The organism is Methylobacterium sp. 17Sr1-1 (assembly GCF_003173775.1).
Lineage (GTDB): Bacteria > Pseudomonadota > Alphaproteobacteria > Rhizobiales > Beijerinckiaceae > Methylobacterium.
The window spans coordinates 308750-331962 of record NZ_CP029552.1; the positions used below are offsets into that span (position 1 = coordinate 308750).

23 protein-coding genes and 1 pseudogene are annotated in these 23213 nt (G+C 72.1%); 17 read left to right on the forward strand and 7 right to left on the reverse strand.

Annotated features, from left to right (window positions below; translation table 11 throughout):
• Positions 1-49: 49 nt before the first annotated feature.
• The 6 genes from DK412_RS01425 to atpC all read left to right on the forward strand — a co-directional run bounded on the left by DK412_RS01425 (position 50) and on the right by atpC (position 6185).
• On the forward strand, positions 50-754 hold the full coding sequence (locus DK412_RS01425) for a DsbA family protein (protein WP_109970482.1): 705 nt from the start codon (positions 50-52) through the stop codon (positions 752-754).
• A gap of 372 nt (positions 755-1126) precedes the next feature.
• Positions 1127-1699 (forward strand): F0F1 ATP synthase subunit delta, encoded by a 573-nt coding sequence (locus DK412_RS01430; protein WP_109970483.1) that lies wholly within the window; start codon positions 1127-1129, stop codon positions 1697-1699.
• Between the two features lie 63 nt (positions 1700-1762).
• A complete protein-coding gene (gene atpA / locus DK412_RS01435; RefSeq protein WP_093567699.1) occupies positions 1763-3292 on the forward strand; it encodes a F0F1 ATP synthase subunit alpha in 1530 nt (509 codons plus the stop codon).
• 30 nt (positions 3293-3322) lie between these two features.
• Entirely contained in the window at positions 3323-4210 is an 888-nt protein-coding gene (locus DK412_RS01440; RefSeq protein ID WP_109970484.1) for a F0F1 ATP synthase subunit gamma, read from the forward strand.
• A gap of 25 nt (positions 4211-4235) precedes the next feature.
• The gene (atpD, locus tag DK412_RS01445) at positions 4236-5693 is read left to right on the forward strand and encodes a F0F1 ATP synthase subunit beta (RefSeq protein WP_109970485.1); all 1458 of its coding nucleotides are present in this window, start codon (positions 4236-4238) and stop codon (positions 5691-5693) included.
• 90 nt (positions 5694-5783) lie between these two features.
• Positions 5784-6185: an ATP synthase F1 subunit epsilon gene (gene atpC / locus DK412_RS01450; RefSeq protein WP_109970486.1), complete on the forward strand. Its 402-nt coding sequence runs from the start codon at positions 5784-5786 to the stop codon at positions 6183-6185.
• 99 nt (positions 6186-6284) lie between these two features.
• On the opposite strand, the gene DK412_RS01455 is transcribed toward atpC, so the two are convergent.
• From DK412_RS01455 to DK412_RS01465, 3 genes are all read right to left on the reverse strand, one after another.
• Positions 6285-7676, reverse strand: coding sequence for a sulfatase-like hydrolase/transferase (locus tag DK412_RS01455; protein WP_109970487.1), 1392 nt, complete (start codon positions 7674-7676; stop codon positions 6285-6287).
• Between the two features lie 246 nt (positions 7677-7922).
• Positions 7923-9539 carry an AMP-binding protein gene (locus DK412_RS01460; RefSeq protein WP_109970488.1) on the reverse strand — a complete coding sequence of 539 codons (1617 nt, stop codon included), beginning with the start codon at positions 9537-9539 and terminating at the stop codon, positions 7923-7925.
• Positions 9536-10135 carry a nitroreductase family protein gene (locus DK412_RS01465; RefSeq protein ID WP_109974993.1) on the reverse strand — a complete coding sequence of 200 codons (600 nt, stop codon included), beginning with the start codon at positions 10133-10135 and terminating at the stop codon, positions 9536-9538. Before DK412_RS01465 ends, DK412_RS01460 begins: the two co-directional genes overlap by 4 nt.
• Positions 10136-10299: 164 nt before the next feature.
• On the opposite strand from DK412_RS01465, the gene DK412_RS01470 reads away from it, so the two are divergent.
• The 8 genes from DK412_RS01470 to DK412_RS01500 all read left to right on the forward strand — a co-directional run bounded on the left by DK412_RS01470 (position 10300) and on the right by DK412_RS01500 (position 15168).
• The gene (locus DK412_RS01470) at positions 10300-10659 is read left to right on the forward strand and encodes a hypothetical protein (RefSeq protein ID WP_109970489.1); all 360 of its coding nucleotides are present in this window, start codon (positions 10300-10302) and stop codon (positions 10657-10659) included.
• A gap of 17 nt (positions 10660-10676) precedes the next feature.
• Positions 10677-10970 (forward strand): hypothetical protein, encoded by a 294-nt coding sequence (locus DK412_RS01475; RefSeq protein ID WP_109970490.1) that lies wholly within the window; start codon positions 10677-10679, stop codon positions 10968-10970.
• 10 nt (positions 10971-10980) lie between these two features.
• A complete protein-coding gene (locus DK412_RS30505) occupies positions 10981-11154 on the forward strand; it encodes a hypothetical protein (RefSeq protein WP_204165475.1) in 174 nt (57 codons plus the stop codon).
• Between the two features lie 80 nt (positions 11155-11234).
• Positions 11235-11477 carry a hypothetical protein gene (locus tag DK412_RS01480; protein WP_109970491.1) on the forward strand — a complete coding sequence of 81 codons (243 nt, stop codon included), beginning with the start codon at positions 11235-11237 and terminating at the stop codon, positions 11475-11477.
• A 104-nt stretch (positions 11478-11581) separates the two neighbouring features.
• Entirely contained in the window at positions 11582-13003 is a 1422-nt protein-coding gene (locus DK412_RS01485) for an SNF2-related protein (RefSeq protein ID WP_109974994.1), read from the forward strand.
• Between the two features lie 12 nt (positions 13004-13015).
• Positions 13016-13621: a sulfite oxidase-like oxidoreductase gene (locus DK412_RS01490; RefSeq protein WP_109970492.1), complete on the forward strand. Its 606-nt coding sequence runs from the start codon at positions 13016-13018 to the stop codon at positions 13619-13621.
• A 3-nt stretch (positions 13622-13624) separates the two neighbouring features.
• Positions 13625-14332 carry an FAD-binding oxidoreductase gene (locus DK412_RS01495; protein WP_109970493.1) on the forward strand — a complete coding sequence of 236 codons (708 nt, stop codon included), beginning with the start codon at positions 13625-13627 and terminating at the stop codon, positions 14330-14332.
• A gap of 8 nt (positions 14333-14340) precedes the next feature.
• Complete coding sequence (locus DK412_RS01500) at positions 14341-15168, forward strand: shikimate dehydrogenase (RefSeq protein ID WP_109970494.1); 828 nt, start codon at positions 14341-14343, stop codon at positions 15166-15168.
• A 455-nt stretch (positions 15169-15623) separates the two neighbouring features.
• On the opposite strand, the gene DK412_RS01515 is transcribed toward DK412_RS01500, so the two are convergent.
• Positions 15624-16649, reverse strand: a complete 1026-nt coding sequence (locus DK412_RS01515; RefSeq protein WP_109970495.1) for a hypothetical protein — start codon at positions 16647-16649, stop codon at positions 15624-15626.
• Between the two features lie 269 nt (positions 16650-16918).
• On the opposite strand from DK412_RS01515, the pseudogene DK412_RS01520 reads away from it, so the two are divergent.
• The 3 genes and pseudogenes from DK412_RS01520 (at position 16919) to DK412_RS01530 (ending at position 20545) form a co-directional block, all read left to right on the forward strand.
• A pseudogene (locus DK412_RS01520) lies at positions 16919-18327 on the forward strand (FAD-binding oxidoreductase).
• Between the two features lie 143 nt (positions 18328-18470).
• Positions 18471-20066 (forward strand): choline dehydrogenase, encoded by a 1596-nt coding sequence (locus tag DK412_RS01525; RefSeq protein WP_109970496.1) that lies wholly within the window; start codon positions 18471-18473, stop codon positions 20064-20066.
• Between the two features lie 11 nt (positions 20067-20077).
• Positions 20078-20545: an ureidoglycolate lyase gene (locus tag DK412_RS01530; RefSeq protein WP_109970497.1), complete on the forward strand. Its 468-nt coding sequence runs from the start codon at positions 20078-20080 to the stop codon at positions 20543-20545.
• A gap of 9 nt (positions 20546-20554) precedes the next feature.
• Here the strand turns inward: DK412_RS01530 and DK412_RS01535 are convergent, their stop codons facing one another.
• The 3 genes from DK412_RS01535 to DK412_RS01545 form a co-directional block, all read right to left on the reverse strand.
• Positions 20555-21328 carry a DUF4198 domain-containing protein gene (locus DK412_RS01535; RefSeq protein ID WP_109970498.1) on the reverse strand — a complete coding sequence of 258 codons (774 nt, stop codon included), beginning with the start codon at positions 21326-21328 and terminating at the stop codon, positions 20555-20557.
• Between the two features lie 329 nt (positions 21329-21657).
• Complete coding sequence (locus DK412_RS01540; protein WP_109970499.1) at positions 21658-22959, reverse strand: CCA tRNA nucleotidyltransferase; 1302 nt, start codon at positions 22957-22959, stop codon at positions 21658-21660.
• Complete coding sequence (locus tag DK412_RS01545) at positions 22956-23213, reverse strand: DUF6111 family protein (RefSeq protein WP_109970500.1); 258 nt, start codon at positions 23211-23213, stop codon at positions 22956-22958. Before DK412_RS01545 ends, DK412_RS01540 begins: the two co-directional genes overlap by 4 nt.

Sequence of the window (23213 nt, forward strand, 5' to 3'; positions counted from 1 at the left end):
GCTAGTCCTCACGCGTGACGACAGCCCGTCGCGCGTTGGAAGTCCACCCATGTCGCTCTCCCGCCGCACCCTCCTCGCCGCCTCCCTGGCGACGCTTCCCGCCCTGGCCTCCGGCAAGGTCCTGGCGCAGGCCGAGGGCCAGTGGCGCGCGGTGACCGGCGACAACGGCCAGCCGATCCCCAACACCCGCCTGCCGGGCGAACTCGCCTCGGAGATCGGCCGCCTGCGCGGCGTGACCTGGCTCGGGCCGCGGGAGGCCTCGGTCACGCTCTACGAGTTCTTCGACTATAATTGCCCGTGGTGCCGGGCGGCGGCGCGCGACCTCGACGACCTCGTCAAGGCCAACCCGGACCTGCGCATCGGGCTCGTCAACAACCCGATCCTGTCGGTGCAGTCGGCTCAGGCCGCCAAGGTGGCGCTGGCCGTGCAGCGCGCCGGCGGCTCGGCGGCAACCGCCAAGCTCTACGCCGCGCTGCTGGGCCCCGGCACCACCGGGCGCAACGACGGCCCCCGGGCGCTGGAGGCGGCTTCGCGGCTCGGCCACGACCGGGCGGCCATCGAGCAGGCGGCCGATTCCGACGAGGTGCGCGAGGCGCTCAAACAGCAGATGAGCCTCGCGGCCAATCTCGGCCTGCACGCCACCCCGTCCTACGTCGTCGGGACCTCGGCGCTGCTCGGCTATCCGGGCCCGAAGAGCCTCGCCCGGGTGCTCTCGAACGTCGCCGAGTGCGACGAGATCGCCTGCGCGAGCTGAGATCCGTCCGACCCGCGAAATTATTCGGAAACCCTGCCGAAACCTCCGCGGCTCGGCCGCCACGGAGGCGGGCCCGCGCCCCGGCACGTCCGAAAAGCGCAATCCGACCATCGTCGAAGCGCCGCCCCGTTGACGCAACCGCGAGGCACCGGATGGGTTTAAGCCCACGGCCCGCCTCGCGATTGGCGCGCCTCTGCTCGCCTTGCGCCCCTTAAAAACCCATGCTAGGCCGGCGCCGCGCCGGGGGAGGGGGCATTCTTCTCGCGCCGGAGCCTTTCCCATCATCGACGGGCCGCGCGCCGCCGCCGCTCCACTCCAGACCGGTGCGATCCGGCCGGACCCGTCGGGCCAGGACATGAAGAGAGAGCGCTGGTGGCTCAGAACGCATCGGAATCGGGTTCTCCCCTGGCGGGCGTCGCCGGGCGGTACGCCTCGGCGTTGTTCGAGCTCGCTCGCGAGGAGCGGGCCGTCGACGCGGTGGCCGAGGGGCTCGACCGGTTCGACGCCCTGCTGACCGAGAGCGCCGACCTGCGGCGCCTCGTGCGCAGCCCGGCCTTCTCGGCCGAGGACCAGGTCAAGGCGATCGAGGCCGTGCTGGCCAAGGCCGGCATCCAGGGGCTGGCCGCCAACTTCATCCGCCTCTCGGCCGCCAACCGCCGCCTCTTCGCGCTGCCGGACATGATCCGCGCCTATCGCGAGCTGGTGCGCGAGTCGAAGGGCATCGTGCGCGCCGAGGTGCGGCTCGCCGAAAAGCCCTCCGACGCGGTCCTCCAGGACATCAAGGCGTCGCTGAAGGACGTCGCGAAGGCCGAGGTCGACCTCGATCTCCGCATCGATCCGAGCCTGATCGGCGGCATCGTCGTCAAGCTCGGCAGCCGCATGGTCGACGCCTCGTTGCGCACCAAGCTCAACAGCATTCGCCTGGCGATGCAGGGCGCCCGCTAAGGGCCCCGCACCCGCCACTTCCAGAACACCGCCCGACACGCGAAAAAACGAGGGAAGGTCCAGATGGACATCCGTGCCGCCGAGATCTCCGCCATCCTGAAGGAGCAGATCAAGAACTTCGGCCAGGAGGCCGAGGTCACCGAGGTCGGTCAGGTCCTGTCGGTCGGCGACGGCATCGCCCGCGTCTACGGCCTCGACAACGTCCAGGCCGGTGAGATGGTCGAGTTCGAGTCGGGCGTGCGCGGCATGGCCCTGAACCTCGAGCAGGACAATGTCGGCGTCGTGATCTTCGGCTCAGACCGCGAGATCAAGGAAGGCCAGACCGTCAAGCGCACCGGCGCCATCGTGGACGTGCCGGTCGGCAAGGGCCTGCTCGGCCGCGTCGTCGACGCGCTCGGCAACCCGATCGACGGCAAGGGCCCGATCGTCGCCGAGAAGCGCAGCCGGGTCGACGTGAAGGCCCCGGGCATCATCCCGCGCAAGTCGGTGCACGAGCCGATGGCGACCGGCCTCAAGGCGATCGACGCCCTGATCCCGATCGGCCGCGGCCAGCGCGAGCTGATCATCGGCGACCGCCAGACCGGCAAGACCGCCGTCGCCCTCGACACCATCCTGAACCAGAAGCCGGCCCATGCCGGCACCGACGAGAAGGCCAAGCTGTACTGCGTCTACGTCGCGGTCGGCCAGAAGCGCTCCACCGTCGCCCAGTTCGTGAAGGTGCTCGAGGACAACGGCGCCCTCGAGTACTCGATCGTCATCGCGGCCACCGCCTCGGACGCCGCCCCGATGCAGTTCCTGGCGCCCTTCGCCGGCTGCGCCATGGGCGAGTACTTCCGCGACAACGGCATGCACGCCGTGATCGTGTACGACGACCTGTCGAAGCAGGCCGTCGCCTACCGCCAGATGTCGCTGCTGCTGCGCCGCCCGCCGGGCCGCGAGGCCTACCCGGGCGACGTGTTCTACCTGCACTCCCGCCTGCTCGAGCGCGCCGCCAAGATGGGCGACGCCGCGGGCAACGGCTCGCTGACCGCGCTCCCGGTCATCGAGACCCAGGCCAACGACGTCTCGGCCTACATCCCGACCAACGTGATCTCGATCACCGACGGCCAGATCTTCCTCGAGACCGACCTGTTCTACCAGGGCGTGCGCCCGGCGGTGAACGTCGGCCTCTCGGTGTCGCGCGTCGGCTCCGCCGCCCAGACCAAGGCGATGAAGTCGGTCGCCGGCAAGATCAAGGGCGAGCTGGCGCAGTACCGCGAGATGGCGGCCTTCGCGCAGTTCGGCTCGGACCTCGACGCCTCGACCCAGAAGCTGCTCAACCGCGGCGCCCGCCTGACCGAGCTCCTGAAGCAGCCGCAATTCTCGCCGCTGAAGATGGAAGAGCAGGTCGCGGTGATCTATGCCGGCGTGAACGGCTACCTCGACGCGATCCCGGTCAACCGGGTCCGCGCCTTCGAGGACGGCCTGCTCTCGACCCTGCGCACCAAGCACACGGACCTGCTCGACGCGATCCGCTCCTCCAAGGAGCTGTCGGCCGATAGCGGCGCCAAGCTGAAGGGCGTGGTCGAGTCTTTCGCCAAGTCCTTCCAGTAAGCCTCCGGCTCGACACCAAAGGACCCTCCGATGGCGAGTCTGAAGGACCTGCGCAATCGCATCACCTCGGTGAAGGCGACCCAGAAGATCACCAAGGCGATGCAGATGGTCGCCGCCGCCAAGCTGCGCCGGGCGCAGATGGCGGCGGAGAGCGCCCGGCCCTACGCCGAGCGCATGGCGCAGGTGCTCGGCAACCTCGCCGCCAACCTGACCCCCGGGGCGGAGACGCCCCGGCTGCTCTCCGGCACCGGCCAGGACCGCACCCACCTGCTCCTCGTCTGCACGGCGGAGCGCGGCCTGTGCGGCGCGTTCAACTCCTCGATCGCGCGGCTGGCCCGTGACCATGCCCGGCGCCTGATGGCGCAGGGCAAGACGGTCAAGATCATCTGCGTCGGCAAGAAGGGCTACGACGTCCTGCGTCGCGAGTTCCGCGACCAGATCGTCGAGCTGATCGAGCTGCGCGGCGTGCGCCAGCTCGGCTTCGAGAACGCCGAGTCGATCGCCCGCAACCTGCTCGGCCGCTACGACGCGGGCGAGTTCGACGTCGCGACCCTGTTCTACTCGCGCTTCCGCTCGGTGATCGCCCAGATCCCGACGGCGCAGCAGATCATCCCGGCCGAGATCGCCCCGACCGAGACCGCCCCCACGGGCGCCTCGGCCGACGCGGTCTACGAGTACGAGCCGGGCGAGGGCGAGATCCTGGCGGCCCTGCTGCCGAAGAACCTCACCGTCCAGATCCTCCGGGCGCTCCTGGAAAACGCCGCCTCCGAGCAGGGCGCGCGCATGGGTGCCATGGACAGCGCCACGCGCAACGCCGGCGAGATGATCAAGAAGCAGACCTTGATCTACAACCGGACGCGCCAGGCGATGATCACCAAGGAGCTGATCGAGATCATCTCGGGCGCCGAGGCGCTCTGACCGCACGCAATCAGGGATTAGCATCATGGCGAACACTGCCACCCCCGGCGCCGGCTCGAACAAGGTCGGCCACATCACCCAGGTCATCGGCGCGGTCGTCGACGTGCAGTTCGAGGGCCACCTGCCCGAGATCCTGAACGCCCTCGAGACCAAGAACAACGGCAACCGCCTCGTCCTCGAGGTCGCCATGCAGCTCGGCGAGAACACCGTCCGCTGCATCGCCATGGACACCTCCGAGGGCCTGGTCCGCGGCCAGGAGGTCACCGACACCGGCTCGCCGATCCGCGTGCCCGTCGGCGCCAACACGCTCGGCCGCATCATGAACGTCATCGGCGAGCCGATCGACGAGGCCGGCGAGATCAAGACCGAGTCGCTCCGCGCGATCCACCAGCCGGCCCCGTCCTACGCCGAGCAGTCGACCGAGGCGCAGATCCTCGTCACCGGCATCAAGGTGGTGGACCTCCTGGCTCCCTACGCCAAGGGCGGCAAGATCGGCCTGTTCGGCGGCGCCGGCGTCGGCAAGACCGTGCTGATCATGGAGCTCATCAACAACATCGCGAAGGCCCATTCGGGCTACTCGGTGTTCGCGGGCGTCGGTGAGCGGACCCGCGAGGGCAACGACCTCTACCACGAGATGATCGAGTCCAAGGTGAACATGGACCCCAAGGAGCACGGCTCCGCGGAAGGCTCCAAGTGCGCCCTGGTCTACGGCCAGATGAACGAGCCCCCGGGCGCCCGCGCCCGCGTCGCGCTGACCGGCCTCACCGTCGCCGAGCATTTTCGCGATGAGGGCCAGGACGTGCTGTTCTTCGTCGACAACATCTTCCGCTTCACGCAGGCGGGCTCGGAAGTGTCGGCGCTGCTCGGCCGCATCCCCTCGGCGGTGGGCTATCAGCCGACGCTCGCCACCGACATGGGCGCCCTGCAGGAGCGCATCACCACCACCACCAAGGGCTCGATCACCTCGGTGCAGGCGATCTACGTGCCGGCCGACGACCTGACCGACCCGGCGCCCGCCACCTCGTTCGCCCACCTCGACGCCACGACCGTGCTGTCGCGCTCGATCGCCGAGAAGGGCATCTACCCGGCGGTGGACCCGCTCGACTCGACCTCGCGCATGCTGTCGCCGGCGATCCTCGGCGAGGAGCACTACACCGTCGCCCGCCGCGTCCAGCAGGTGCTGCAGCGCTACAAGGCGCTCCAGGACATCATCGCGATCCTGGGCATGGACGAGCTGTCCGAGGAGGACAAGCTGACCGTGGCCCGCGCCCGCAAGATCGAGCGCTTCCTGAGCCAGCCGTTCCACGTCGCCGAGATCTTCACCGGTTCGCCGGGCAAGCTCGTGGCGCTCGAGGACACCATCAAGGGCTTCAAGGGCCTGGTGGACGGCGAGTACGACAACCTCCCCGAGGCGGCCTTCTACATGGTCGGCTCGATCGAGGAGGCCAAGGAGAAGGCCCAGCGCCTCGCCGCCGCGGCCTGATCGGCAGCGACATTGTGGGCCCGGCCGCGAGGCCGGGCCTTTTCGCGCAAATCCTGTCGCGCCTGACGAAACCGGAAACGACCTGACCCCATGGCCACCTTCCAGTTCGACCTCGTCGGCCCCGAGCGGATCCTGTATTCCGGCCCTGTCGACGCCGTGCAGCTTCCGGGTTCCGAGGGCGAGATGACGGTGCTGCCCGGGCACGCGCCCGTGCTCACCACCCTCAAGACCGGCATGCTGGTGATCACCGAGAGCCCGCAGAAGGGCAAGCGGGTGCTGGTGCGCGGGGGCTTCGCCGAGATCAACGCCACCTCGCTGACCGTGATCGCCGAGCGCGCCACCCCGATCGAGGAGCTGACGCCGGCGATCATCGATGCCGACATCGCGGCGGCCGAGCTCCAGTACGACGCTACCGACGATTACGATCGCAGGATCGAGATCGAGGGCCAGATCGCGCAGCTGCGCGAGGCCAAGGTGGCGCTGAGCTTCTGATCCCGGATCAGACGGTTCGACGTTTCGAGAGGGCGGTGGGAGCCACGAGGCTTCCGCCGCCCTCTTCGCGTTCACCGCAAGGGTTTCAAGGCAAGGGTTTCAAGGCAAGGCCGCGGTGGCGACCGGGATCGGCGCGAGCCGGATCCACGGCACCCGGCCGGGCTCGAACGCGTCGCGGGCGGTCCGTCGCCACAAGGGCGGGGCGTGATCGCCGACGAGCAGGATCTCGGTTCCCGGATGGGCCAGGGCGATGCGCGACACCGCCGCGAACACGTCCTGCCAGATCTCCACCATGGCGCAGACCTCGCGGTCGGCGAAGGGGCCGCCCGGGCGCCCGCAATCGTGGCGCGGCGTCGCCTCGCCCCGCGGCACCGGCACGTGCGAGTTCAGAGTGAGCCAGTAGACGAAGGCGGGCCCGGGCGCCGCCAGCTCGGCCTCGACCACCGCCGCCACGTCGGTGTCGCAGGGGCCCGGGAACGGGCCGCCGCAGGCCCGGGCGAAAAGCGGCGCCATGCCCTCGCCGAACAGGCTCTTCTGGAAGCCGGCGAGCGGGTACCACTGCGCGCGGCCGTAGAAGCCGGCATGGTAGCCGTGCACCGAGACCGTCCGGTAGCCGCGGGCGGCGAACCGCCTGGGCAGGCAGGTCGGGTCGTCCGCGGTGAACATCTGCCTGGTGAAGACTTGGCGGTGCGAGCGGTAGGTGCGGCACAGCTCGCGCATCTCGCCCGAGGCGGTGGCCCCGAAGAAGGCGCTGGTGCCGGTCGTGACCGTGTAGAGCCGGCGCAGGGCCGGATCGTCGAACGGCGCCGTCAGGACCGCGCGCTGGCCGGCGTCGCGCAGGACGCCCAGGCTCTCGACCATGACCATCAGGATCCGGCGCGGAGGCCGGTCCTGGCCGGTCAGGGCGTCGAATCCGGAGCCGAGGCTGCCCGAGTCGAACGGCTGGCCGACGCTTGCCGGCGACCCGAAATCGTAGGCCGTGGAGCCGTTGACGAGGCCGTCGCCGACGAGCAGCCCGGCGACCGCCGCCGCGAAGACCGGGCGGCTGCCCCGGCGCATCGCCGGGCCGGTCCGCATCAGGAAGGTCAGGTAGGCGAGTGCGAGACCGACGGCAGCGGCGCCGGCCGCGTAGGTGGGGGTCGCCAGGAGCGTCGCCAGCGTGCCGGCATCGATCAGGTGCAGGAGCGCGCCGGGATCGAGGAAGAACATCCGGCCGACGGCGAAGGCGAGGTCGAGCACCATCACCGGCAGGGCGAGCAGCGCCAGCGCCCAGCCCGGAAGTGTCCCGCCGAGGAGCGCGAGCGCCGCGTAGAGCGCGATGGCGCTGGTGCGCGCCGGTACGCCCGCGACGGTGCCGGCGACGAGCGCCAGGGCGTTCGGCAGCACGAGGCCGCCGACGAGGAGCGGCACGCTCGACCGGACGAGGGCCGTGGCGTGCCGGAGCGACCGCAAGGCCGCGGCGGAGGCTGCGGATCCATGACGTAGAGGCATGCCGACTTCATAGCCGGTTCTCGTTAATGCCGCCTCCGGTCTCGTCGGAATTCCAGGTCTAGAGACTTGCCGTCGGGGTAATCTGAAGGGATCGGCTGCGATTTAACGGCGGTTGCATCGATCGCAAGACAATGGGGAACGATGGTTTCGCGACGGCGGCGCCGGTCTTCCGGCGCCGCAACCTTGCGACAGGCAAGGACGATAATCTCATGGCGCGGGACACTATCCGGCGCGGGAGATCGCCCCTCACGCCTCGTCGCGCAAAACCCGCCGGATGATCTTGCCGGTTGTGGTGAGCGGCAGGGTCGGCCGGAACGCGATCTCGCGCGGGTATTCGTGGGCCGACAGATGCGTGCGCACGAAGGCCTGGATCCCGGCGGCGAGGGTGTCGGACGGGGCGTACCCGGTACGCAGGACCACGAAGGCCTTGACGATCTCGGTGCGGACGGGATCCGGCTTGCCCACCGCCGCGGCGAGCGCCACCGCCGGGTGGCGCAGCAGGCAATCCTCGATCTCGCCCGGGCCGATCCGGTAGCCCGACGAGGTGATGACGTCGTCGTCGCGGCCGACGAAGTGGACGTAGCCGTCTTCGTCCATCCGGCCCTGGTCGCCGGTGGTCATCCAGTCGCGCAAGAATTTGCGCTCCGTCGCCTCCGGGTCGTTCCAGTAGCGCAGGAACATCACCGGGTCGGGCCGGGCGACGGCGATCTGGCCGGTTTCGTCCGGGTCCGCCGGGCTGCCGTCCGGACGGATCACCGCGACGCGGTGGCCCGGCACCGGCTTTCCGGTCGATCCCGGCCGGGCCAGCCCGAGGGCGGCGCAGGAGGCCAGGACCAGGTTGCACTCGGTCTGGCCATAGGCCTCGTTGATGGTGAGCCCGAGCGCGTCGCGCGCCCAGTTGAAGGTCTCGGGGCCCAGCATCTCGCCGGCCGAGGCGAGGGTGCGCAGGTGGCTCAGGTCGAAGCGGCCGCGCGGATCCTCGACGGTGCGCAGCATCCGCAACGCCGTCGGCGGCACGAAGGCGTTGGCGACCGAGAGGTCGGCCATCAGCCGGAACGCCTCCTCGGGCTCGAATTTTTCCGCCTTGCGCGCCACCACGGCGACGCCGTGATGCAGGCTCGGCAGCAGCGCGTTGAGGAGCCCCCCGGCCCAGGCCCAGTCGGCCGGGGTCCACATCCGGTCGCCGCGCCTGGGCATGAACTCGTGCATCATGGAGAAGCCCGGCAGGTGGCCGAGCAGCACCCGGTGGCCGTGCAAAGCCCCCTTCGGCGGGCCGGTGGTGCCGGAGGTGTAGATCATCAGGGCCGGGTCGTCGGCCCGCGTATCGACCGGGACGAGATTCGGCGAGGCCGCCGCCAGGAGGTCGGCATAGCCGAGCGCCCGGTCGCCGGCGCCGTCGGTCGAGACGACGAGCTCGAGGTCCGGCAGCGCGTCGCGCAAGGGCCCGAGCTTGGCGACGCCGCCCGCATGGGTCACGACCGCCCGCGCGCCGGCATCCCGCAAGCGGTGGAGCAGGGCTTCCGGCCCGAACACCACCGCGAGCGGCAGCGCCACGGCGCCGAGCTTGTAGATCGCCAGATGCGCCACCACCACGGCGGGGGACTGCGGCAGCAGCACCGCCACCCGGTCGCCGGCCTGGACGCCGTGGGCGCGAAGGGCGTTGGCGAGGCGGTTCGAGGCCTCGCTCAAGGAGGCGAAGCTCCAGGCCTCGATCCGGCCGTTCGGCGCCACGTCGAGGATCGCGGTGCGGTCCGGGTCGGCGGCGGCCCAGCGGTCGCAGACGTCGACCGCGATGTTGTAGCGCTCCGGGATCCGCCAGCGGAACCCGGAGACGAAATCCTCGTAGGAGGTGGGGGTGGTCACGCCTCGCGCGGCGGGAACCCGCCCTCGAACACGAAGTCGGACAGGGGGTGGCGGTCGTTCGGGGTCTCGCGGGCGCGGGTCTCCTCCGGCAGCGTCGCCGGGTCGGCCTTGCGGCCGACCGCGAAGGCGGCCTCGACCCGGTGGTGGGGCGGCAGGTTCAGGGCGGCCGGCGCGGCTTCGTGGTCGAAGCCGGTCATGCCGTGGGCGTACCAGCCCATCTTGACCGCCTGAAGCTGGAACAGGGCCGAGGCCGTGCCGGCATCGAAGGACGCGCTGTAGGAGGGCTTCAGCCCGTCCTTGGTGTTCATCATCCCGTTCGAGGCAATGAAGACCAGCGCCCCGGCCGATTTCACCCAGCCCTGGTTGAACGGCACGAGGAGGCGAAACAGCGTCTCCCAGGCCGGGGTGTCGCGAAGCGCGTAGACGAAGCGCCAGGGCTGCGAGTTGTAGCCCGAGGGGGCCCAGCGCGCCGCCTCGATCATCGTCATCAGGTCGGCCTGCGGCACCGCCTCGCCGGTGAAGGCGCGGGGCGACCAGCGCTCGAGGAAGAGCGAGTCGATCGGATGGTCGGCTTTGCGGGAATTGGCGGATGTCACGGGCGTCAGGATCTCCGTGGATGTCGCGTCGTCCTGCCAGCAAGCGCGGCGGTTGTCACGGGGCAGGAGCACCGGACCTTGGCGCGGCTGACCCGCGGAAACCTCATACCGACCCCGGTGTTGTCCTCGACACGAGCGAACCGGCCGCAACAGGAGACGGATCGATGGCGAAGACGGATCAGGCGCGGCCCAGCTTGCGCGACTTCGACCCCTATGCCGACCGCAACGGGCAGGACATGGGGCAGGATTCGCCCCTCGACGTCGGGGTGCCGCAGCGCACGCAAGGAGACATGGCCCACGACCCGATGGGCCAGGCCCGCGACGCCCGGGTCGCGTCCGATTTCAACCGCCTCGACGCGACCGGCGCGACCGACGGCAGCCAGGCCACCGAGGACGAGACGCCGCCGGAGAACCTGCGCCGGATCAGCGACCCCTCGACCGGCAGCTCCGCCACGCAGAATCCCGCCGCCAAGGAGGCGATCGACCGGGCGACCGCGGCGGTCGGCCAAGATGAGACGGATTGACGAGGGGGAGTGAGACGATGACGCGCAAGCCCGACGACGTGGTGGGCAGCCGGGGCGGTCCCGCCGCCGGCGGCGGCCACCAGACGCCCCAGCAGGAGGCGATCACCCGGCAGGAGGGAGGCGGCCGCGACGAAGCCGAGCTGAAACGCGAATGGTCCTCGGCCGGCACCCCCGGCCGGCCGCCGGTCTCGGTCGGAGGCAGCTCCGGCGGCCATTCCGATCAGATCGCCGCCCAGGGGCCCCGCGAGGGGAAGAAGGCCGCGGACGGCGAGTACCGGACCGAGAAGACGGGCGGCAAGGTCGATTGGTGAGGAGAACGGGATGGCTGAGCGCAAGGACGACCGGGGGCCCAAGTCTCCCCGCGACGACAGGATCACCGCCGACGACCTGAAGGGCGTGGCGGCGGTGCCGCAGGACGGCGACGGCGAGACGAACAAGTCCGGGGCGAATGCCGGGGACCGGCAGGGTGACGAGGTCGATCCGGGGGCGGGTTAGGACACCGGGCGCATCCGGGCCGCCCCGAGTCGAGACGGCCGGCCGCTTCGCGGCCGGCCCGGTTTCTCACGAGGACGACGATGACGAAACTCTTCATCGCGCGGGTGCGCGGGACGTCCGGCGATCGGCCGCTCGTGACGGTGCGCGCCGCGGCCGAGGGCGAGGCGAGGCTGTTTCTCGAAGCGGCCTACCCGGACGACGAGGTGGTCGAGGTCGCCGAGCCCGGCGACTGGGTCAGCACCTCCGACACCGGCTCGAAAACCGGGGACGTGCGCGAGCATCCCGGCGTGGCGTGGCAGGCGCCGACGACCGGCCTGGGCTAAGCTTCGGGCCGGTCGAAAATCCTGCCCTGCGGAAAGGCACCTCCGCGGCGTACCGATCGGGGTGCAGGCTTGAGCCCTCACCCACCCCTCTGCATATGGAGGCCATGTCCTCCCTCTCCGCGCCACCCCGCCTGATCCCCCGCCCGCATCAGGTCGAGGCGATCCGCGCCATCCTGGCGGCGCGGGCGGAGGGGCGGCCGGGCTTCCTCCTCGGCGACATGACCGGGCTCGGCAAGACGCTGTCGGTCTGGGGCGCCGTGGCGGCGATGCCCGAATCCGCCGTGCTGATCGTCTGCCCGAAGGGGGCGATGCCGCAATGGCGGCGCACGATCCGCGATTCGGGGCTCGCCCAGAAGGACGTGACGCTCATGAACTACGAGCGCACCAAGTCCCTGCTGGCCCTGCCCGCCGCGAGCGCCCGCCGCTCGGTGCGGGCGAAGAACAACGAGCTCGCCAAGCTCGGGCAGCCGAAGCGCGTCTGGCCGATCGTGGTGTTCGACGAGGCCCACCGCCTGCGCAACCCGACCTCGCAGCAGGGCCAGGCCTGCCGGCGGATGGCGGAGGCCGCCGCCTTCACGGTCTATGCCAGCGCCACCGCCGGCCAGGCGCCGCATGAATTGTCCTATCTCGGCGCGCTGCTCGGCCACGCCGTCGGCCGCCCGGTCGAGACCATGGCCGATTTCCGCGCCCTGATGCAGCACCTGAAGATCGGCCGCGCCAAGGGGCGCTGGCAGAACTGGTCGTGGGAGCCGAACGCCCGCGACCAGACCGTGATGGCCGACCTGCTCTATCGCGGCGCACGCGCGATCGGGCTGCGGCGGCGGCCGGCCGACATCGCCGGCTGGCCCGAGGTGCAGCGGGAGCTGGCCCCCACCGCCCTCGATGCACCCTCGAAGCGCCTCTACGACGCGACCTGGCGCGAGTTCCGCCGCGAATGGGGCCTCGCCGGGGGCTCGAACCGGCGCGCCGCCGGCTGGGCGGCGGATCTGCGCTTCCGCCAGAAGGCGAGCCTGATCCGCGTCGCCGGCACGCTCGACCTCGCCGAGGACCTGCTGGCGTCGGATGAGCAGGTGGCGGTCTCGGTGGCGTTCCTGGAGACCGGCGCGGCGCTCGTCCAGGCCTTCACCGGCCGCGGCTGGCGTGCCGGCGCCATCGACGGGACGCAAAGCCCTGAAACCAACGAGGCGGTGCGGGTCGCCTTCCAGCGGGGCGAGCTCGACGCGGTGGTGTTCACCGTCACCGAATCGATCTCGCTTCACCGCAACGAACTCTCCGGCGGCGAGCGCCCGCGCAGCCTGATCGTCCACGACATGCGCCACAGCGCGATCCAGCTCAGCCAGATCGAGGGCCGCTGCCACCGCGACGGCGAGCGCGCCGCGATCCTGTTCGCCTACGCCGAGGGTACCGTCGAGGAGCGGGTGGCCGCCACCGTGATCGCCCGCATGGCCGGGATGGACAGGATGGCCGGCGAGGATACCTCCCTCCTCGACGCCATCGCGCGGATCATCGATGGTGAAACCGAATAGGGAGTTCCACCGATGGTGACGCGAGGGTTCACGGGGCGCCGCCCGGCCCGGCCGGATGCGGAGCGCCTGCCGCCGGGCCAGTACCTCACCGAGGATTTCCCGGTGCTGCAGCTCGGGCCGACGCCGACGATCGACCTCGCGCGCTGGCGCTTCACCCTGCGGGAGGGAGCGAGGCCGCTGAAGAGCTGGAGCTGGGCCGAGTTCGAGGCCCTGCCGCGCACCCGCTGGAAGGGCGACATCCACTGCGTGACCAAGTGGTCGAAGTTCGACACTGCCTGGGAGGGCGTGACGATCGACGACCTGCTCGCGGCGGCCGGGATCGCGGCGCCGACCCCCTACCTGCTGGCCGAGGGCTACGACGACTACACCACCAACGTGCCGGTGGCCGACCTGACCGGCGCCAGGGCCATGGTGGCGACCCGCTACGCCGGCGCGCCGATCCCGCCCGACCACGGCGGGCCTGCGCGACTCCTGGTGCCGCACCTCTACTTCTGGAAGAGCGCCAAGTGGGTGAAGGGCCTCAGGTTCACCCAGAAGGACGAGGCCGGGTTCTGGGAGCTGCGCGGCTACCACATGGTTGGCGACCCTTGGCGCGAGCAGCGCTTCACGGGGGATTGAGCGGTGCCGCTCGTCTGGCAGGACGCGCGGATCACCGCCGCCGCACCCGAGACGTCCCGCGTGCGGCGGCTCACCCTGGCGGTCGGCTGGCGCGAGCCGTTCCGGGCCGGCCAGCACGTCGACGTGCGCCTGACCGCGCCGGACGGCTACCAGGCCCAGCGCAGCTACTCGATCGCCTCCTCGCCGACGGCCCCTGGAACGATCGACCTCCTGATCGAGCGCCTCGACGACGGCGAGGTCTCGGGCTTCTTCTCCGACGTGGCCGAGCCCGGCGACGCGATCGAGCTGCGCGGGCCGATCGGCGGGGCCTTCGTGTGGGATCCGGGTTCGGGCGGGCCGCTGCTCCTCGTCGGCGGCGGGTCCGGGGTGGTGCCGCTGCTCGCCATGCTGCGCCACCGGGCGGAGGCCGCGCCGGACGTGCCGGCCCTGCTGCTCTACTCCGCCCGCACGCCGGACGAGGTGATCGCCCGCGAGGAGCTGATGCGCCGCGACGCCGAGGAGCCGGATTTCCGGCTGAGGCTCGTCCTCACCCGGGCCCCGGGCGGCCGGCGGATCGACGCCGACACCGTCGGCGCGGCGCTCGCCGCCCTCGGAACCCCGGCCCATACTTTCGTGTGCGGATCGAACCCGTTCGTCTCGGCCGCCGCCGACCTCCTGGTCGAGGCCGGCGTGCCGGCCCGCACGATCCGCACCGAGCGCTTCGGAGGATAGACCGCGCGATGCAAGAAGCGACACGACACGAGATCGGAGTTCGAGAGATCACCGGCCGCACCCGCGTCTTCGCGATCCTCGCCGACCCGATCGCCCAGGTGAAGGCGCCGCAGGGGCTGAACCGCATCATGGCCGAGCGCGGGGTCGACGGGGTGATGGTGCCGCTCCACGTCGCCGCCGCCGACCTCGCGACGGTGCTGGCGGGCCTGCGGGGCGTGCAGAGCTTCGGCGGCGCGATCGTCACCGTGCCGCACAAGACCGCGATCGTGCCGCTCCTCGATCACGTCAGCGAGGCGGCGCGGTTGGTCGGGGCGGTCAACGCCGTGCGGCGCGAGGCCGATGGCCGCCTCGTCGGCGAGATCCTGGACGGGGCCGGCTTCGTCGCGGGCCTGAGGAGCGCGGGCCACGATCCGCGCGGCCGCAGCGCCTATCTCGCCGGGGCGGGCGGGGCGGCCAACGCCATCGCCTTCGCGCTGGCCGAGGCCGGGGTGAGCCGCCTCACCGTGCACAACCGCACCGCGGCGCGGGTGGAGGACCTGTTCGCGCGCCTGCGCCGCCTCGTCCCGGACCTGACTTTGAGCCTCGGCACGCCCGATCCGTCGGGCCACGACCTCGTGGTCAACGCGACCTCGCTGGGTCTGCGCCCCGACGACGCCCTGCCCCTCGACCCCGCCGGGCTGAACCCCGACCAGCTCGTGGCCGAGATCATCATGCAGCCGGCCGAGACGCCGCTGCTCGCGACCGCGGCGGCGCGGGGCTGCCGCACCCATCCGGGCTGGCCGATGCTCGAGGGCCAGCTCGCCCTGATGGCGGATTTTTTGCGGATGCGGGCGTGATCCGGTTCGGAGCTTGTTCGACTCGCTCCGGAAGAACTCAGAGCCCGTTCGATCAAGGCCCACAGATTTGACACCCTGCATGTCATTCCGGGCTCCGCTGCGCGGCTCCGGAATGACATGTGCGCGGCCCCGGAATGACATGCAGGGTGTCAAATCTGTTGGGAGATCATCGGAACTGCGCCTCACAGCCCCAGCCGCATGGCGGTGCGCAGGGGCGCCATCACCCCGTAGCCGAGGCTGGGGTGCCAGCTCGACGGGCCGCGGCGGCTGGCCTCGGCCTGGAGCGCGACGGTGAGGTCGCGGGGGCTGAGGGCGGCGTGCGGCAGCCGGGTCCGCAGAGCGGCGACGCAGCCGGCGGCGACCGGGCAGGCGGCGGAGGTCCCGGCATCGGCCTTCCCCGGCCCGCCCGCCTCCGAGCCGAGGAAGTCGGTGTAGCTCGCGAGGTCGGGCTTGGCTTAGACCATCCCGGGAATGCCCGGGCCCTGCAGCGCGTCGCCGGAGCGCCGGCCCCGCAGGGTCGCGCCGGTCACCGTGATGACGTCCGGATGGGCGTTCGCCCCCATGATGGTGGCCCGGCTGCGCGGGCCGGCCCGCCCGCCGGGAGAGTTCTGGGGCTCCGGACCGTCGTTGCCGGCCGCGAACAGGATGTCGACGCCGCAGCGGGAGAGCGCCCCGACGATCCGGTTGAAGGGATGGCGCGGATTGTCGACGTAGCGCCCGGGATGGCCGGGCGGGAAATCCCAGCTCTCGTGGCCGAGGCCCCAGGAATTGGTGACGACGAGGGCCTTGAAGCGCGGCTTGTCCGTCCGCACGACCGCGAGCAGGTGCGCGTAGGCCTGGAGCGCGTCGCTGAGGACGCCGGGCCCCGCCTCGGGCAGGACGGGCAGGTCGAGGAGCGTCGCCCGCGGGGCGGCGATCAGGGCGCCGTAGGCGCACATCGTGCCGGGGCCGACCGGGTGGTGGCCGGCCTCGACCGGACGGGGCGGCCAGCTCAGCGTCGCGTCGAGCGAGGCCGCGACGTCGCGCGCGGCCAGGTGCGCGAGGTTGATGCCCCCATCCACCACTGCGATCGCCACGCCCGCGCCGTCGAGCCGGCGCGCGGCGAGCCCGGACACGCCGAGGCGCCGCTCCACCTCCGCCCGGGTGCCGCCCGGAGCGCCGGCCGGCGCTGCGAAATGCGCGATCGGCGGGTCGGAGAAGATCGCCGCGCCCTCGGTCGTCAGCGCCGGCAGTTCCGCCCCGGCGTCGATCGTCGCCCGGACGGCGTAGTGCGATGCGCCGTCGGGTGACGACACCGAGAAAGGCGAGCCGGACTGACTATCCCCGAGCGGGACGGCAGAAAAAGCCGTGTCGATCTCCGCCCGGGCCGGCAATCCGGTCAGCCGGCGGCTGATCCCGCTGCCGCCGCTCAGCCTCATCATGGCGGAGTCGTGCAGCGCTTCCTGCGTCGGCAGGACGAGAATCACGCGCCGCTCGGGCATCGTCGTCTCCGGTCGGGATTTATGCGACTTTTTATATAGATTATTCTTTTCAGCAAGTAGTTTCCGCTGCGCGAGATGCGTTCCCTCGCCGGGACTTCGGATGACGATCCGTGTCCGGCCGGTACGCTGAAAATGGTCTTCCCGATGGACGGGCGACGGCGAATCGGCCGCGTCCGGGTCTGCGCCGTGCGGGCTTGACCCCGGCCGCCATCCGGGCGAGGCCGGCGCCACCCGAAAACCCCACCCGCGCGACCCACCGGAGGACGCCGATGACCCTTCCGGCCCACTCATTCCCGCACGACGACCTGATCCGGCGCCTCGGGGAGCGTCTCGGCCCTGCCGGCCTCCTCACCGCGGAGGCCGACATGGCCCCCTTCGCGATCGACTGGCGGCGCCTGTTTCCGGGCCGGCCGGCCTGCGTGGTGCGCCCGGCCAGCACCGCCGAGGTCGCCGACGTGGTGCGGCTCTGCGCCGGGGCCGGCGCCGCCCTGGTGCCGCAGGGCGGCAACACCGGGCTCGCCGGCGGCGCGGTGCCGGACGCCTCGGGGGGCAGGTGGTGCTGTCGCTCGCCCGCATGAACGCGATCCGCGCGGTCGATCCCGTCGGCCTGACGCTGACGGCCGAGGCCGGCTGCGTCCTCAAGATCGCGCAGGACGCCGCCGAGGCCGCCGGGCGGCTCCTGCCGGTGAGCTTCGCGGCGGAGGGCTCGGCGCTGGTCGGCGGCGTGATCGCCACCAATGCGGGCGGGATCAACGTGGTGCGCTACGGCATGACCCGCGGCCTGGTGCTGGGCTTGGAGGTGGTGCTCGCCGACGGCAGCACCGTCGACGGCTTGCGGGCCCTGCGCAAGGACAACGCCGGCTACGACTGGAAGCAGCTCTTTATCGGCACCGAGGGCACGCTCGGCATCGTCACGGCGGCGGTCCTGCGCCTCGTGGCGAAGCCCCGCCACAGCGCGACGGCGCTGCTCTCCGTGCCCGATCCGGCGGCGGCGCTCCGCCTGTTCACCCTGGCTCAAGAAGAAATCGGCGACAGCATCCAGGCCTTCGAGCTGATCTCCGGCACCTCGCTCGGTCTGGTGGAGAAGCACGCCGGCCTGAAGAGCCCGGTGGGCCAGGCGGGCTGGAGCGTGCTGATCGAGGCGGCCTCGTCGCTCTCCGGCTTGCGCGACGCGATGGAGGGCGTGCTCGGTACGGCGCTCGAGCGCGAGGACGCCCTCGACGGCGTGCTCGCCGAATCCGGCCGCCAGGCCGCCGAGCTCTGGGCGTTGCGCGAGCACGTGACCGAGTGCGAGGCCCGCGAGGGCAAGAGCGTCAAGCACGACGTTTCGGTGCCGATCACCGCGATCCCCGCCTTTCTCGACGAGGCCGGCCGGGTGCTGGCGGCGGGCGCGCCGGGCACCCGCGTCAACGCCTTCGGCCACATGGGCGACGGCAACATCCACTACAACGTCCTGATCGGGCCGGACCATGCCTCGGAGGCGATCAACGGCCTCGTGCACGGCGTGGTGGACCGCTACGGCGGCAGCATCTCGGCCGAGCACGGCATCGGCCAGTACCGCGTCGCCGAACTCGCCCGGCACCGGCATCCGGACGAGATGGCGCTGGCGCGGCGGATCAAGGCGGCGCTGGATCCGGAGGGGTTGTTGAATCCCGGCAAGGTGCTGGCGCGGGGGTAGGGAAGGCGTGCGCCCGAACCCTCCCCCGCAGAGGGCGGAGCTGTCCGGGGAAAAGGATGGCCCTGTGCAGAGGGGGGGGAGGGTTCGACCGCGCGGCGAGGCCGGTCCATAACCAACGACAATAACGAACACCGGGGAGGACCATGGACGCGTTCGACGTCGTCATCGTCGGCGGGGGCACCGCGGGCTGCGTGCTGGCCAGCCGCCTGAGCGAGGATCCCCGCACGCGCGTGCTGCTGCTCGAGGCGGGCGGGGAGGGGACCGGGTTCTGGGTCGGCATCCCGGCGGGTTTCCCAAAACTCCTCACCGGCGCCGCCTTCAACTGGCGCTTCGCCACCGAGCCGGAGCCGAACACCTTTGAGCGGGCCATCGTGGTGCCCCGCGGCAAGGGGCTCGGCGGCTCGACGCTGATCAACGGCATGATCTTCGTGCGCGGCCAGCCGCAGGATTTCGACACCTGGGCCCAGAGCGGCAACCGCGGCTGGAGCTGGCAGGACGTCCTGCCCTATTTCCGCAAGCTGGAGCGTTTCGAGGGCGGCGACCCGGAGCTTCGCGGCAGCGACGGTCCGCTCCACGTCACCCGGGTCGGGGTGAGGAACCCCCTCGCCGACGCCTTCATCAAGGCCGGGACCGAGGCCGGCTACCCGGACAACCCCGACTACAACGGCGCCTCGCAGGAGGGTTTCGGCTACTACCAGGCCAACCAGCGCAACGGCCGGCGCTGGAGCGCCCGGGACGCCTACCTGCAGCCGGCCCGCCGGCGCCCGAACCTGACGGTGCGCACGAACGCCCAGGTCCTGCGCCTCGACCTCGACGGCCGCCGCGTCGCCGGCGTCACCTACCGACGCGGCGGCCGCGAGGAGCGGGTGAGCGCGCGGGCCGAGGTGATCCTGGCGGCGGGCGCCGTGCAGTCGCCGCACCTGCTCGAACTCTCCGGCATCGGCCGGCCGGAGGTGCTGGCGGCGGCGGGCATCCCGGTCCGGCACGCCCTGCCGGGGGTCGGCGAGAATTATCGCGATCACTACGCCACCCGGATGAACTGGCGCGTGAAGCGGCCGGTGACCCTCAACGAAGCGACCCGCGGCTGGCGCCTCGGCCTCGCGGTCGCGCAGTATTTTCTCACCCGCCGCGGCATCCTCACCCTCGGCACCGGCCTCGCCCACGGCTTCGTGCGCACCCGGCCCGACCTCGCCGGGCCCGACGTGCAGTACTTCTTCATGCATGCGAGCTACGCCAACGCCGCCGACCGCACCCTCGACCGCGAGCCCGGCATGACGATCGGCGTGACGCAATTGCGGCCCGAGTCCCGCGGCACCATCCACGCGGTCTCGGACGATCCCCTCCGCCCCCCGGCGATCCGCCCGAACTTCCTGGCCGTGCGCAGCGACCAGGAGGCCTTGATCGAGGGCATGCGCATCGCCCGCCGGGTGATCGACCAGCCCGCGATGGACCCCTACCGGGCCCACGAGCTCAACCCCGGCGCGGCCGTGCAATCGGACGGCGAGTGGCTCGATTTCGCCCGCCGCAACGGCCAGACGATCTACCATCCGGTCGGGACCTGCAGCATGGGGCAGGGCCCCGAGGCGGTGGTGGACGAGCGCCTGCGGGTGCGCGGCCTGGAGGGCCTGCGGGTGATCGACGCCAGCGTGATGCCGACCGAGGTCTCGGCCAACACCCAGGCCGCCGTGATGATGATCGCCGAGAAGGGCGCGGACCTGATACGGGAGGACAACCGCTGAGAGGATCCGAGATGCGCACCCTTCCGATCGAGCCGATCACCGCCGAGGCCTTCGCGCCGTACGGCACGCTGCTGGTCGGCCCGGCATCGGGCCCGCGCCAGGATCGCGCGGCCGCGATCGAGAACGGGCGTCCGGATGTTCCCCTCAACCTCGCGCTGATCCGCAGCGAGCCCTTCACCGGTTCGATGCCCCTGCGGCGGCTCGAGCGCCACCCGCACTCGGCGCAGAGCTTCCTGCCGCTCGCCGTCGGCGCGTACCTGGTGGTGGTGGCGCCCGATGCCGGCGGGCGACCGGACGAGGCCGGCTTGCTGGCCTTCCGGGTGCCGGGCGATACGGGCATCGTCTATCGCAGCGGGGCGTGGCACGCCCACATGACCACGCTGTCGGCGCCCGGCACCTTCGCGATGCTGGTGCACGAGGACGGCAGCGCGGAGGATTGCGTGGTCGCGCCGATCGATCCGGTCGTGCCTGAGGTCTGAGGCCTGCCCTCAATTCACCGGCGGCTCGTCGAGCCGGAACGCGAAGGTCGCGGTGTAGACGTCCTCGTCGGCGAGCGTCGGGGTGGCGGACGGGCTCACCGTCTGGGTCACCGTGAGCACCTGGCTGCCGGCCTTGCGGATCGGCACCGTGGCGATGCCCTCCGGGTCGGTGGTGTAGGCCGGCACGCCGGCCCGCTCCGGCTCCATGCCGCTGTCGCCGTAATAGAGGTCGGCTCCGGGCAGCGGCGCGCCGCGAAACAGCACCCGCACCCGGATCGCCCCCGCGGTCGGGCCCGGGACCTCGACCGGTACGATCTCCAGGGTGTGACCGACGACCCGCAGCCACGGCGCGCCGGGGCCGAAGGCGGCCTTGGCGTATTTCACCGACCAGCGGCCCTCGCGGGCCTCCGTCACCAGGCGCCGGCTGGCGTTGAGGCGGGTGCCGTCGCGAAGCGTCGTCCAGTAGCCGGCATCGTAGGTCGCCGCGACCAGGGTGCGGCCGGGCTTCGTGCCGAGCGGCGCCAGCAGGGCGGGGGGCACGTCCGGCGGGGCGGGCTTGAGGCCGGCGCGCAAGTCCGTGCGCCCGTCCTGGGTCAGGGCGACGAGGTCGATGAGCTGGGGCGCGCGGGGCGCCTCGCGCTTCGAGGCGTGGCCGTAATTGACCCGGACCTGCGGGACCTGGTCGACGGTGCTGAGGGTCAGCCACAGCTCGTGCGCGCCGCCGGGCCGCGAGGTCCCGAGGACGAGGGCGGCGGCCAGGGCGGTGCGGAGCAGGGGCTGCATCGGTCGTCGGTCTCCATCGGGCGGCGCCGGACGGCGCCTCGCGTGAGGGGCGAGGCACGAAGCGGGCCCGCGGCGGCAAGGCATCATAACCCATCCGGCGGCAAACCGATCCACGGCGGGGAGCCCGGAGGCCGGAACTCCCGCGCGCTGGCGTGGCTCAGCCCGGCTTGGCCTGCTGCCCCTGGCCGGCCTGGCGTAGTCCGTTCGCCAGGTAGGACAGGGCCACCGCCCCGGCAACCGCCGCGCCCACCATCCCGAATGCCATCGCGATCCGCGCCATCCCGGTCCTTCCTCCGGGGCGAGCCCGGAAACCTTAGCTCTTGGGAAAGTTAGCTCTTGGGATGGGGCGAACGGACGGCATCTTCGGGGGTTCCGCCGGCCGCCGCGAGGGCGAGCGCGCGCAGGCGCGCCTTGGCGGCCGCGTCGGTCGGGCACCCTTCCGCGAGCCAGGCCCGGCGCGCCGCCGCGAGGCCCCGGCCGAGGGCGCGGCCGGGGGGAGCGCCCGCCGCGACGAGCGCCGCCCCGGTGACCGGCAGGACCGGCACCGGCTCGGCGCCGGCGGCAAACCGCGCGAGCGCCTCACCCGCCTCCGGCGTCAGCTCCGGCCGCTTCTCGCCGGTCAGCACCAGGGCGGCGTCGGACAAAGCCCCCGCCCCGTGCACGGCCACGAGGCGCCGCACATCCGCCGGCGCCAGGGGGGCGAGCGCCCCGTGCAGGGCGGCCTCCGCCCCCGCGAACGCGATGAGCCGCGCGTGCTCGGCCTTCGACAGGCGCAAATGCTCCCGCAGCCGGTCGGCATCGACGGATGAGCGCAAAGCCAGGGCGGCGAGGCGGCGCACCGGGTCGGCCTCGACCCCGACCTCGACCTCTGCGGCGGCGAGGCGGGCGAGGCGGCCGAGATCGCCGACCCCGCCGATCAGCCGCTGCAGCAGGCCGGTCCACGACAGGATCGCCGTGACGGCGGGCGCCCCGGGGGCGACGAGGAGCTTCAGGAGTTCTCCCCGCACCCGCTCGCGGGAGAGCTGCGCCAGCCCGTCCCGGGCCTCGATCGCGGCGGCGAGCCCCTCCGGGTCGGGGTCGCCGGCGCCGTAGCGGGCGTGGAAGCGGAAGAAGCGCAGGACCCGCAGGTAATCCTCGCGGATGCGCTGGCGCGCCTCGCCGATGAAGCGCACCCGGGCCGCCGCCAGGTCGTCGAGGCCCCCGACCGTGTCGTGGACGCGCCCGTCCGGCGTGACCGAGAGGGCGTTGACGGTGAAGTCGCGCCGGGCCGCGTCGCGGGAGAAGTCGCGGCCGAAGCGCACCACGGCGTGGCGCCCGTCGGTCTCGATGTCCTCGCGCAGGGTCGTCACCTCGAACGGCTCGCCCTCCGCCACCACCGTGACGGTGCCGTGGGCGATGCCGGTCGGCACGGGCTTCAGGCCCGCCGCACCCGCGCGCGCGACCACCGCCTCGGGCAGGAGCGTGGTGGCGAGGTCGATATCGGCGACCGGGCGGCCGAGCAGCGCGTCGCGCACCGCGCCGCCGACGAGGCGGGTCTCCTCGCCCGGGGCGTCGAGGGCGGCGAGCACGCGGGCGAGGCGCGGCCGCGCCAGAACGCGCCGCAGGGCGGCCTCGTCGAGGGCCGTGCTCACCGGAACTGCCCGGGCACCACCCGGCCGTTCTCGATATGGGTCGGCACGAAGCCGTCCCGGTGCCGCTCGGCGGTGAACGCCACCACCACGAACGACAGGATGACCAGGGCGGCGCCCGCGATGGCGAGCCGCGCGGCGTGGTCGCTCCAGTGGACCCAGCGCAGGGGGCTGCGCTGGCGTAAGGTCAGCCACACCGCGAAGACCGCGAAGGGAAGCAGGAACAGCAGGACGTCGTCGATCAGCGCGCGGGCCAT

Excerpts from the sequence above, each read along its gene's own strand:
- DK412_RS01425 (WP_109970482.1), top strand. The coding sequence starts at position 50 with ATGTCGCTCTCCCGCCGCACCCTCCTCGCCGCCTCCCTGGCGACGCTT.
- atpA (WP_093567699.1), top strand. The coding sequence starts at position 1,763 with ATGGACATCCGTGCCGCCGAGATCTCCGCCATCCTGAAGGAGCAGATC.
- DK412_RS01440 (WP_109970484.1), top strand. The coding sequence starts at position 3,323 with ATGGCGAGTCTGAAGGACCTGCGCAATCGCATCACCTCGGTGAAGGCG.
- atpD (WP_109970485.1), top strand. The coding sequence starts at position 4,236 with ATGGCGAACACTGCCACCCCCGGCGCCGGCTCGAACAAGGTCGGCCAC.
- atpC (WP_109970486.1), top strand. The coding sequence starts at position 5,784 with ATGGCCACCTTCCAGTTCGACCTCGTCGGCCCCGAGCGGATCCTGTAT.
- DK412_RS01455 (WP_109970487.1), bottom strand. The coding sequence starts at position 7,676 with ATGCCTCTACGTCATGGATCCGCAGCCTCCGCCGCGGCCTTGCGGTCG.
- DK412_RS01470 (WP_109970489.1), top strand. The coding sequence starts at position 10,300 with ATGGCGAAGACGGATCAGGCGCGGCCCAGCTTGCGCGACTTCGACCCC.
- DK412_RS01475 (WP_109970490.1), top strand. The coding sequence starts at position 10,677 with ATGACGCGCAAGCCCGACGACGTGGTGGGCAGCCGGGGCGGTCCCGCC.
- DK412_RS30505 (WP_204165475.1), top strand. The coding sequence starts at position 10,981 with ATGGCTGAGCGCAAGGACGACCGGGGGCCCAAGTCTCCCCGCGACGAC.
- DK412_RS01480 (WP_109970491.1), top strand. The coding sequence starts at position 11,235 with ATGACGAAACTCTTCATCGCGCGGGTGCGCGGGACGTCCGGCGATCGG.
- DK412_RS01485 (WP_109974994.1), top strand. The coding sequence starts at position 11,582 with ATGTCCTCCCTCTCCGCGCCACCCCGCCTGATCCCCCGCCCGCATCAG.
- DK412_RS01490 (WP_109970492.1), top strand. The coding sequence starts at position 13,016 with ATGGTGACGCGAGGGTTCACGGGGCGCCGCCCGGCCCGGCCGGATGCG.
- DK412_RS01500 (WP_109970494.1), top strand. The coding sequence starts at position 14,341 with ATGCAAGAAGCGACACGACACGAGATCGGAGTTCGAGAGATCACCGGC.
- DK412_RS01515 (WP_109970495.1), bottom strand. The coding sequence starts at position 16,649 with ATGCCCGAGCGGCGCGTGATTCTCGTCCTGCCGACGCAGGAAGCGCTG.
- DK412_RS01525 (WP_109970496.1), top strand. The coding sequence starts at position 18,471 with ATGGACGCGTTCGACGTCGTCATCGTCGGCGGGGGCACCGCGGGCTGC.
- DK412_RS01530 (WP_109970497.1), top strand. The coding sequence starts at position 20,078 with ATGCGCACCCTTCCGATCGAGCCGATCACCGCCGAGGCCTTCGCGCCG.
- DK412_RS01535 (WP_109970498.1), bottom strand. The coding sequence starts at position 21,328 with ATGCAGCCCCTGCTCCGCACCGCCCTGGCCGCCGCCCTCGTCCTCGGG.
- DK412_RS01545 (WP_109970500.1), bottom strand. The coding sequence starts at position 23,213 with ATGGCCCGCGCGCTGATCGACGACGTCCTGCTGTTCCTGCTTCCCTTC.